9 protein-coding genes and 1 pseudogene are annotated in these 9914 nt (G+C 66.0%); 6 read left to right on the top strand and 4 right to left on the bottom strand.

Annotation, left to right across the window (positions count from 1 at the left end; all coding sequences use genetic code 11):
- Nucleotides 1-315: pseudogene (locus tag AC1VAN_RS03600) on the bottom strand (alpha-ketoacid dehydrogenase subunit beta); the annotation flags it as partial.
- Nucleotides 308-1390, bottom strand: coding sequence for a pyruvate dehydrogenase (acetyl-transferring) E1 component subunit alpha (gene pdhA, locus AC1VAN_RS03595; RefSeq protein ID WP_480985284.1), 1083 nt, complete (start codon nt 1388-1390; stop codon nt 308-310). The gene pdhA and the pseudogene AC1VAN_RS03600, both read right to left, overlap by 8 nt.
- Nucleotides 1391-1715: 325 nt before the next feature.
- Here pdhA and AC1VAN_RS03590 point away from each other — a divergent pair, with 325 nt between their 5' ends.
- The 4 genes from AC1VAN_RS03590 (at nt 1716) to AC1VAN_RS03575 (ending at nt 6149) form a co-directional block, all read left to right on the top strand.
- Entirely contained in the window at nt 1716-2591 is an 876-nt protein-coding gene (locus tag AC1VAN_RS03590) for a tryptophan 2,3-dioxygenase (RefSeq protein WP_025874586.1), read from the top strand.
- 179 nt (nt 2592-2770) lie between these two features.
- Nucleotides 2771-4270 (top strand): peptide MFS transporter, encoded by a 1500-nt coding sequence (locus tag AC1VAN_RS03585; protein ID WP_025874587.1) that lies wholly within the window; start codon nt 2771-2773, stop codon nt 4268-4270.
- A gap of 16 nt (nt 4271-4286) precedes the next feature.
- Complete coding sequence (locus AC1VAN_RS03580; protein WP_312964845.1) at nt 4287-4889, top strand: thioredoxin family protein; 603 nt, start codon at nt 4287-4289, stop codon at nt 4887-4889.
- 120 nt (nt 4890-5009) lie between these two features.
- Nucleotides 5010-6149 carry a hypothetical protein gene (locus tag AC1VAN_RS03575; RefSeq protein WP_032976635.1) on the top strand — a complete coding sequence of 380 codons (1140 nt, stop codon included), beginning with the start codon at nt 5010-5012 and terminating at the stop codon, nt 6147-6149.
- A gap of 131 nt (nt 6150-6280) precedes the next feature.
- Here AC1VAN_RS03575 and AC1VAN_RS03570 read toward each other — a convergent pair whose 3' ends face one another.
- Nucleotides 6281-6508 (bottom strand): hypothetical protein, encoded by a 228-nt coding sequence (locus tag AC1VAN_RS03570; protein ID WP_033832409.1) that lies wholly within the window; start codon nt 6506-6508, stop codon nt 6281-6283.
- A gap of 536 nt (nt 6509-7044) precedes the next feature.
- Nucleotides 7045-7539 (bottom strand): MarR family winged helix-turn-helix transcriptional regulator, encoded by a 495-nt coding sequence (locus tag AC1VAN_RS03565; RefSeq protein WP_049467584.1) that lies wholly within the window; start codon nt 7537-7539, stop codon nt 7045-7047.
- A gap of 129 nt (nt 7540-7668) precedes the next feature.
- On the opposite strand from AC1VAN_RS03565, the gene hppD reads away from it, so the two are divergent.
- The gene (gene hppD / locus AC1VAN_RS03560) at nt 7669-8781 is read left to right on the top strand and encodes a 4-hydroxyphenylpyruvate dioxygenase (protein ID WP_480985283.1); all 1113 of its coding nucleotides are present in this window, start codon (nt 7669-7671) and stop codon (nt 8779-8781) included.
- 78 nt (nt 8782-8859) lie between these two features.
- On the top strand, nt 8860-9914 hold a 1055-nt coding region (gene hmgA, locus AC1VAN_RS03555; protein WP_480985282.1), incomplete at its 3' end, for a homogentisate 1,2-dioxygenase.

Genomic DNA, 9914 nt, shown 5'->3' with positions numbered 1-9914 from the left:
CTTCATGCCCTGTGCGGCCAGGCCGATGGTGAGGCCGGCGATGGTGGTTTCATCCAGCGGGGTGTCGAGGATGCGGTCGGCGCCGAAGCGCTGCTGCAGGCCGGCGGTGGCGCGGAACACGCCGCCGTTGACGCCCACGTCTTCGCCCAGCACCAGCACCGACTTGTCGTGCTCCAGCTCCCAGGCCAGCGCCTGGGTGATGGCTTCGATGAGGGTGATCGGGGTGTCGGTCATGTTCTGTTCTCCGCGCGCGACGGCAGCGCTGTCGGCGGCGTTGGTGTGCGCGCTGGACGCGCCGTTCTTGATCTCATCCATGGCGCTGCTCCAGGGCGATCGCCTGGGCACGCTGGGCCAGCAGGTCCTGCGGCGGGTCGGCATAGAGGAAATCGAACATCGCCTCGACCGGCTGCACCGGCGTGTTGAGGTACAGGTTCACTTCCTCGTCCACGCGCTTGCCGCACTCGGCGGTCCAGGCAGCTTCTTCTTCCTCGCTCCAGACACCGGCGTTGGTCAGGTACTTGCGCAGGCGCAGCATCGGCTCGCGCTGCCAGGCATCCTTCACTTCGGCGTCGTCGCGGTAGCGACGGGCGTCATCGGCGGTGGTGTGGTCGGACAGGCGGTAGGTCATCAGTTCCAGCACGGTGCCGCCGTCGCCGGCCAGCGCACGCTCGCGCGCCTGCAGCATGGCGGCCATCACCGCGATCAGGTCGTTGCCGTCCACCTGCAGGCAGTGCAGGCCGCCGGCCAGGCCCTTCTGTGCCAGCGTCTCGGCACCGGTCTGCGCCGAACGCGGGACCGAGATGGCCCAGCCGTTGTTGACGATGCACAGGATCAGCGGCAGCTTGTAGGCACCGGCCGAATTCAAGGCCGCGTAGAAGTCGGTCTTGGAACTGCCACCGTCGCCGCATACGGCCACCGCGATCTGCGGTTCCTTGTTGAGCTTGAACTTCAGCGCAGCGCCTGCGGCGTGCAGGCACTGGGTGGAAATCGGCACGCAGAACGGGAAGTCCTTGGCGGCATTGCCACCGTAGTCGTTGCCGCGCTCGTCGCCGCCCCAGTACATCAGCACGTCGTGCGGGCGCACGCCACGCATGAACATCGCGCCGTACTCGCGGTAGGACGGTGCGAACACGTCGTCCTTCTGCATCGAGGCGCCGATGCCCACATGCGCGGCTTCGTGGCCGAGGCATGCGGCGTAGGTGCCCAGCTTGCCGGTGCGCTGCAGCGCGATCGACTTGSCGTCGAACACGCGCACGAACAGCATCTGCTTGAACATCGGCAGCAACGCGCGTGGGTCGCGCAGGGCTTCGGGCAGGTCATCGCGGACGAGCGTGCCGTCCGTGTCCAGATACTGCAGGTATTCGATCTTGAACTCAGCGGCAACCGTCATTGCGTACTGCACCTTCGACAGAGAAGTTACAAATGATATGAATCGCCATGTTAAGGAATGCGTACGAAAAAGCCGTCCTGCGGCGCAGCACGGCCCACCGGCCTTTGTACCCCCTTCCGGGCGCATGATGCCAATAACTTCAACGTATTCAGCCATTGCTGCAAAGCATCACAAGCGACGCTGGGCTGAGCGCCAGTAGAACGGCGCAAACGGTTCCACGCGCAACCACCGTTCCACAGCCCTACCGCACGCCCCGGTACGGTCATCACGGCTGCCAGCGCGGCGGCAACGCGCTACCCTTGCCGCCCCCGATCTGGTCCCGCCCATGTCCGTCGACAACAACCAACGCGATCTCGAAGCCGGTATCCACACCGATCTGCAGGGGCGGCTGACCTACGGCGGCTACCTGCGGCTGGACCAGCTGCTCAGCGCGCAGCAGCCGCTGTCCAACCCGCCGCATCACGACGAGATGCTCTTCATCATCCAGCACCAGACCTCCGAGCTGTGGCTGAAGCTGCTGGGCCACGAGCTGGGTGCGGCGATCGGCTTCCTGCAGCGCGATGAGGTCTGGCAGTGCCGCAAGGTGCTGGCGCGCAGCAAGCAGGTGCTGCGCCAGCTGACCGAGCAGTGGTCGGTGCTGGAAACGCTCACCCCGTCCGAGTACATGGGCTTCCGCGACGTGCTGGGCCCGTCCTCGGGCTTCCAGTCGCTGCAGTACCGCTACATCGAGTTCCTGCTGGGCAACAAGAACGCGCAGATGCTGCAGGTGTTCGAGCACGACACGGCCGGGCAGGCGCAGCTGCGCACCGTGCTGGAGGCGCCGAGCCTGTACGAGGAATTCCTGAAGTACCTGGCCCGCTTCGGCCACGCCGTGCCGGCGGTGTACGAGGCGCACGACTGGACCCAGCCACACGTGGCCGACGACAGCCTGCAGCCGGTCTTCGAACGCATCTACCAGGACACCGACCGCTACTGGCGCGAGTACGCGCTGTGCGAGGACCTGGTGGACCTGGAAACGGCCTTCCAGCTGTGGCGGTTCCGCCACATGCGCACGGTGATGCGGGTGATCGGCTTCAAGCGCGGCACCGGCGGCTCGTCCGGCGTGGGCTTCCTGGCCAAGGCGCTGGAACTGACCTTCTTCCCTGAATTGTTCCAGGTACGCACCACCCTGCAGGCCGCGCCCCCGCCGGATCTGGCCTGATCCCCATTCAGCTTGGCCGCCCGCGGCTGGCTGGATCGTTTCAGATGCAAGTTCAGCGAGCAGGCTGCGACCTGCCTCAAACGGCGTGTATTTGACGTGAACGCCAGAAGTCGGTGATCCTCGCGCGTTGCTTCACCGCACATCGGACGTGCCTCCATCCACCGAACCAGGAATTCCGCATGAGCGTAAACGCCACTGCGAACACCCCAGAGCCGGCGCTGCCGGACTTCAACACCACGATGGGCCACCCGCGCCCGTTGTGGATGCTGTTCATGACCGAGTTCTGGGAGCGCTTTGCGTTCTACGGCATCCGCTGGGCGTTGGTGCTGTACATCGTTGCCCAGTTCTACAACGGCAACGCCGCCGGTGAAGGCGACGCCAGCCGCATCTACGGCGCCTACCTGGCGCTGGTGTATGCCGCGGCGATCTTCGGCGGTTACGTCGCCGACCGCGTACTGGGTTACCAGCGCTCGATCCTGACCGGCGCGATCATCATGGCCGTCGGCCTGTTCATGATCTCGCTGCCGCAGGAGCACATCTTCAAGCTCGGCCTGGCCACGATCATCGTCGGCAACGGTCTGTTCAAGCCCAACATCTCGACCATGGTCGGCAAGCTGTACGGCCTGAAGGACGAACGCCGCGACTCGGGCTTCACCATCTTCTACATGGGCATCAACATCGGCGCGATGATCGCTCCGGTGCTGACCGAGTACCTGGCCCGCAAGGTCTTCGGCACCTCGGAAATGCCGTCCTACAAGGTCGTGTTCATCGCTTCCGGCGTGGGCATGCTGATCTCGCTGGTGTGGTTCTACATCGGTCGTGCCGGCCTGAAGGGCATCGGCGCACCGCCGGCCGGTGCCGAAGGCTTCGGCCGCATCGTCATGGTGCTGGTCGGTTCGCTGTTCGCCATTCCGGTGGCCTACTTCCTGCTCGCCACCGGCGCCACCGCGCTGGCCTGGATCCTCGGCGTGATGTTCGCTGCCCTGGCCGTGCTGCTGCTGGTGGAAGGCATCCGCGAGGGCAAGGTGCAGCGCGACCGCGTGATCGCCATGCTGATCATCTTCGCCTTCAACGTCATGTTCTGGATGTTCTTCGAACAGGCCGGCAGCTCCTTCACCTTCCTGGCCGAGAACATCGTCAACCGCCAGCTGGGTGAGTGGACCTTCCCGACCGCGTGGTTCCAGTCGGTCAACTCGGTGGCGATCATCACCCTGGCGCCGATCATCGCCTGGATCTGGGTGGCCCTGGGCCGCGCCAATCCGTCCATTCCGCGCAAGTTCGGCCTCGGCCTGCTGTTCAACGGCGCGGCCTTCGCCCTGCTGATGTTCGCCCTGTCGACCATGGTCGTGGACGGCAAGATCCCGTTCTGGACCCTGTTCATGGTCTACGTCATCCAGTCGGTCGGTGAGCTGTGCCTGTCGCCGATCGGCCTGTCGATGGTGACCAAGCTGGCCCCGGTGCGCCTGGTCGGTTTCGGCATGGGTGGCTGGTTCCTGTCCACCGGCATCGGCAACAACCTGTCGGGCATCTTTGCCGGTGCGGTCAGCGGTGAAGGCGGCATGACGGTCGAATCGGCCCTGAAGGGGTATACCTTCGGCTTCTGGGCCTTGATCGGTTCGGGTGTGGTCCTGTTCCTGGTCGCGCCGCTGATCAACAAGCTGATGCATGGCGTGAAGTAATGAGAGGGTAGTGGGCATGCGTACATCGTTCGGTGGTGCAGTGGTGGCAGTGGTGTGTGCGGCGCTGATCGGCGCCTGTTCGCAGCCTCAACCTCCCGCGGCCCCCGAGCCCACGCAGCCCCTCGACACTCGCCCCACCGAGCCACCGGTCGCTGACCCCAGCGAACCGGTGGCCTCGGGCAACACCCCGGCGGCGGCCGACATCGCCGCCATTGCCGGGCTTGGCGCGCAGTTCGACCCCGTCCGCAATCCCGTTGCCGACCTGGAAACGGCCAAGGTCGAGGCCCAGCGCGGCAACAAGCGCATCATCCTGGAAGTGGGCAACGCCGCGTGCGAGCCCTGCCATGCGCTGGATGAAGCCGTGGAAGGCAATGGCGATCTGCGCCGCTTCCGTGATGCCCACTACGTGTGGGTGAAGGTCAACGACAGCGCCGAGAACCCGAACGCGGCGTTCCTCGGCCAGTTCCCGCCGCTCGAAGGCGAGCACCCGCACCTGCTGGTGATCGATGCCGACGGCACCCTGCTGGCGCCGCAGCCCAGCGAAGCAATGCGCAAGGGCAATGCCGTGCAGACCGCACGCGTGATGGCGTTCCTCAAGCAGTGGGCGCCTGACCGGTAGCGCCCGGCGTTTCCCGCCCGCTGCCCGGACATCCACGCGTGGCGTGGATCTACAGATCATTACCCTTCGGCCGTTAATGGCAAGGACCTCACTGCGCCACCCGGCGCGACCGGAGCGCCCATGCACAGCGACCACGCCGAACGCCTGCCCGAACCTGCCAGCCCGTTGGCCGAAGGAGAGGCACCCGATGGCGTGAGCCTGCCTGCGCAGGAAGCGCTGCTGGATGACGCCGGCACCGGCGACGACACGCTGGAGTTGGCACCGCCGCGGCATCGGCTGCCGCAGATCGCCCTGCCCGACAACGTGGTGCTGAAAGGCGCGGTGCAGAAGCTGGTGGAACAGAAGGCGCGGCTGGATCGACTCGCCGCCGAAGGACAGCTGGCCGGCCTGCTGCCGCCGGAATGGCACGGCAACGGCGTGCGTGCGATCGACCTGTCCAGTTTCGTGCAGGGCGTGCTGCCGTTCCTGCAGCCCGCTGAGCGTGGTGAAACCGCACCGGCCCGCCTGCCGGTGCGCCATGTGCTGGGCGACGACAGCCGCTGGGGCCTGGCCGATGTGCCCGAACCGAAGTCACTGGCCTGGTACCTGGCCAGTGATGACCGCGCCAACGCGGGCAGCAAGGATGTCGCCGAGGCCTATCTGGTCGGCGCGCTTGGCCTGGCCTGGATGCAGGAAGGGCGCAGCCGTCCCGGCTTCCTGCGTGCGATGGAACAGGACAGCCTGGCGGCCCGGGTGACCATGCTGGGCTACCCGCCGCCGAGCGAGCTGGCGTTGTACAGCGTGACCGCACACGGCCAGCCGCAGATCTGGTGTGTGCATGGGCGGCGCAGGCTGCGTCCGCTGGTGGCGCCATGGCTGAGCGTGCCGCTGCTGACCGCCTATGGCGTGCCGGCACCGGTGGCGTGGCCGGGCAGCTTCCCGCCCGTCGAGGCCGTGGCCGAGGCGATTGCCGCCGCCCGTCCGGGCAAGCTGCTGCCAGAAGTGGATCTGGGCAGAGTGGTGGCGAAGATCGCCGAAGATGCCTCGTCCGAAGCGTGGCAGCCGGTCAGCCTGCTGCAGCTCAACACCTGGTCGCCGCGCTGGCCGTTCTTCCTGGGCACCTTCGTCGGCCTGCCGTCGCTGCTGCTGGTCACTGCCGCACTGGCGTTGCCCGGGGCGGTCGAAGCGGCCACTGTCGCCGCCTCGCTGGGCTTTGCCGGTGGCGCCATCGGCGCGCTTGCGGTGCCGTGGATCCATGCGCGGCGCAAGCATCTGAGCTGATCGAGTGGGTCATCCACGCATGGCGTGGATCTACTGGGAAGCGCCATAGCGCACCCACCTATGGTGCGGATCCATCCGTGTGCGTGATGCGGTAGATCCACGCCATGCGTGGATGCTCCTCCATCCGCATCTCAGGGTTCGGCAATCACCCGCAACGCACTGGCATAGCCCTTGGCGAGACTGGTCAGGTCAAGCAGCCGGTTCAACGACAGCAGCAGGCCTGGCTGGCAGGCCTTCAGGCGATGATGCTCAAGCCAGGCCTCGGTGACGGTTTCCAGTGTGGCCAAGGCCTCATCGATGCGCTGCAGGTCGGCATCGCGGTCGATGGGCCCGGTGGTGGGGTGATGGGGGCGTGTCATGGCGAAGCTCCGTGGCGGGCCGCCGGGAAGGCGGCAGGCGGTGCGTGGTTGAAAGACCGTGATCCGAAGGAGAACGGCGGCCATGCGGCCCCACGCACCGCCCGCCAAAGCAGGGCAGCGCGAGTCGTTGCCGCCCGCGATGGGCGGCGACGGGTGCGGCGTGGTTTCCTTCGGATCATCGGGCTTTCAACCCCGGCAGCGGAGCGCCGCTGCGTTCCCACCCTCAGGCCTGTGCAGCCCGCCGTCCAATAGGCAATGCCACTCGATGCGCGAATGTCGATACAGCCGCTCTGTGGATCAGGACTCTACCGGCCCCATTCCGAGACATCAGGCGGTAAACGCGACATGTCGAGTCGAACCCAGCTGAAAGACCGTTCGTCGGCGGGCAATGAACGCCGCGCGTTGCACGTCATCAATGGCCTGCGCCGGATCCCTCACAGCGCAGCCCGCGACATCATCCACGCCTGGCGTGGATCCATTTGTCGACCAAGGTCGACACCTACCAAGAGCGGCGGCGGGGGGGCGCCGCCCCGGGGTCAGACCCCTTCGCCCATCCGCTCCAGGCCATCGCCGGCCAGGCGCAGGATCAGCTTCTCCAGCACCTGCTCCTCTTCCTCGCTCAGCACCGACATCAGCTTGCGGGTGATCTCGATCACCATCGGCGCGATCGTCTCGTATACCTCGAACCCCGCCGCCGACAGCGCCAACACCGAACGGCGGCGGTCATCGCCATGCGTCTCACGCTTGATGAAACCGCGCTCCAGCAGGCGGGCCACCGCGCGGCTGACCGCGACCTTGTCCATCGCCGTGCGGTCGGAGACCTCGCTGGCCGACGACCCGGGGTACAGCGCCAGGATGGTGATCACCCGCCACTCCGGAATGGCCAGGCCATAGCGGTCGCCGTACAGCTTGGCGATGTTGCCGCTGACCCGGTTGGACAGCACGCTCAGCCGGTACGGCAGGAACTGTTCCAGGTCGAGCAGGACGTGGGAGGCACGCAGGCGGGTGGAAACGGGATCGGCGGGGCTCATGTTGCGGTGCACCTTGCTGGTGGTTTCAAGTGTAACTATAAGTGTTGGGTCCGTACCCTGCATTCTCGCCGGGTCCAACCCCGCCCRCACCTGGTTTGTGCCGATGCGGCACCGATTCGGAGCCACGCCATGAATACCGCAGTCCCGTCCGCCTCGCATCCCAACCCCGGCATGCAGGTCACCACCTTCGAAAACCCGATGGGCATCGACGGCTTCGAGTTCGTCGAATTCGCCGCACCGGCCGGCCGTGGTGCCGAGCTGCACGAGTACTTCCGCAAGATGGGCTTCAGCGCGGTGCTCAAGCACAAGCAGCGTCCGATTACCGTCTATCGCCAGGGCGACGTCAACTTCCTGGTCAATGAAGACCCCGATTCGTTCGCCGCCGACTTCGCTGAAAAGCACGGCCCGTGCGCCTGCGGCTTCGCCATCCGCTTCAAGAAGCCGGGCGCGGAGGTCTACCAGACCGCGCTGGGCAATGGCGCCGAAGCCATCGCCTTCAAGCCGGATAGCAAGGCGGTGAACGCCCCGGTCATCAAGGGCATCGGTGACTGCATGCTGTACCTGGTGGACCGCTACGGCGATGCCGGCAGCATCTTCGATGGCGACTACGAGCTGATCGCCGGCGCCGAGCTGCGCCCGAAGGGCTTCGGCCTGACCTTCATCGACCACCTGACCCACAACCTGTACTTCGGCAACATGCAGCAGTGGTCGGACTATTACGAGCGCCTGTTCAACTTCCGCGAGATCCGCTACTTCGACATCAAGGGCCTGAAGACCGGCCTGGTGTCCAAGGCGATGAYCGCGCCGGATGGCATCGTGCGCATTCCGCTGAACGAATCGTCCGACCCGAAGAGCCAGATCAACGAGTACCTGGATGCGTACAAGGGCGAGGGCATCCAGCACATCGCCTGCTTCACCGAGAACATCTACGAAACGGTCGAAGCCATGCGCGCGCAGGGCGTGGATTTCCTCGACACGCCGGAGACCTACTTCGATGTGATCGACCAGCGCGTGCCCAACCACGGTGAGGACGTCGCCCGCCTGGCGAAGAACAAGATCCTGATCGACGCCGACCCGGAAACCCACCAGCGCAAGCTGCTGCAGATCTTCACCCAGAACTGCATCGGCCCGATCTTCTTCGAGATCATCCAGCGCAAAGGCAACGAAGGCTTCGGCGAAGGCAACTTCACCGCGCTGTTCGAGAGCATCGAACGCGACCAGATCCGCCGCGGCGTGCTGTAAGGTTTCCACAACGGCACCTTCTCCACCGGTAGCGCCGGGCCACGCCCGGCGGCTTTCCCCAGGCTTCCAGGAACCCCCATGTCTCCCTCCATCACCGCCCGCGGCTACCAGTCCGGTTTCGGCAACGAGTTCGCCAGCGAGGCCGTGCCCGGTGCGCTGCCCGTCGGCCAGAACTCGCCGCAGAAGGTGGCCCATGGCCTGTATGCCGAGCAGCTGACCGGTACCGCATTCACCGCACCGCGCGGCAGCAATCGCCGCAGCTGGCTGTACCGGATCCGTCCGGCGGTTACCCACGGTGAGTTCACTCCCTTCGCGCAATCGCAGCTGCAGTGCGATTTCAGTGCACAGCCGGCTTCGCCGAACCAGCTGCGCTGGAGCCCGCTGCCGCTGCCGGAACTGCCCACCGATTTCGTCGAAGGCCTGTACACGATGGGCGGCAACGGCTCGCCCGACGCGCATGCCGGTGTCGGCATCCATCTGTACGCGGCCAACCGTGACATGGTCGGCCGCTACTTCTACGACGCCGACGGCGAACTGCTGATCGTGCCGCAGCTGGGCAGCCTGCGCCTGCTGACCGAGCTGGGCGTGATCGAGATCGAACCGCAGCAAATCGCGGTGATTCCGCGCGGCGTGCGCTTCCGCGTCGAGCTGCCGGATGGCCCGAGCCGCGGCTACATCTGCGAGAACTTCGGCGCACTGCTGAAGCTGCCCGACCTGGGCCCGATCGGTTCCAACGGCCTGGCCAATCCGCGCGATTTCGAGACCCCGCATGCCGCGTTCGAAGACGTCGACGGCGATTTCGAACTGATTGCCAAGTTCGACGGCCGCCTGTGGCGTGCGCCGATCAATCATTCGCCGCTGGACGTGGTCGCCTGGCACGGCAACTACGCGCCGTACCGCTATGATCTGCGCCGCTTCAACACCATCGGCTCGATCAGCCACGACCACCCGGATCCGTCGATCTTCCTGGTGCTGCACTCGCCCAGCGACACCCCGGGCACCAGCAACATGGACTTTGYGATCTTCCCGCCRCGCTGGMTGGTGGCGCAGAACACGTTCCGCCCGCCGTGGTTCCACCGCAACMTCGCCAGCGAGTTCATGGGCCTGGTGCATGGTGCCTACGACGCCAAGGC

Source organism: Stenotrophomonas sp. 05L44_2, assembly GCF_056665995.1.
Note: the sequence above shows the minus strand (reverse complement) of the source record. Positions and strands in the feature narration are given on the sequence as shown.

Bases quoted from the DNA above. Each gene is read 5' to 3' on its own strand.
- AC1VAN_RS03590 (WP_025874586.1), top strand. From the start codon at position 1,716: ATGTCCGTCGACAACAACCAACGCGATCTCGAAGCCGGTATCCACACC.
- AC1VAN_RS03585 (WP_025874587.1), top strand. From the start codon at position 2,771: ATGAGCGTAAACGCCACTGCGAACACCCCAGAGCCGGCGCTGCCGGAC.
- AC1VAN_RS03580 (WP_312964845.1), top strand. From the start codon at position 4,287: ATGCGTACATCGTTCGGTGGTGCAGTGGTGGCAGTGGTGTGTGCGGCG.
- AC1VAN_RS03575 (WP_032976635.1), top strand. From the start codon at position 5,010: ATGCACAGCGACCACGCCGAACGCCTGCCCGAACCTGCCAGCCCGTTG.
- AC1VAN_RS03570 (WP_033832409.1), bottom strand. From the start codon at position 6,508: ATGACACGCCCCCATCACCCCACCACCGGGCCCATCGACCGCGATGCC.
- AC1VAN_RS03565 (WP_049467584.1), bottom strand. From the start codon at position 7,539: ATGAGCCCCGCCGATCCCGTTTCCACCCGCCTGCGTGCCTCCCACGTC.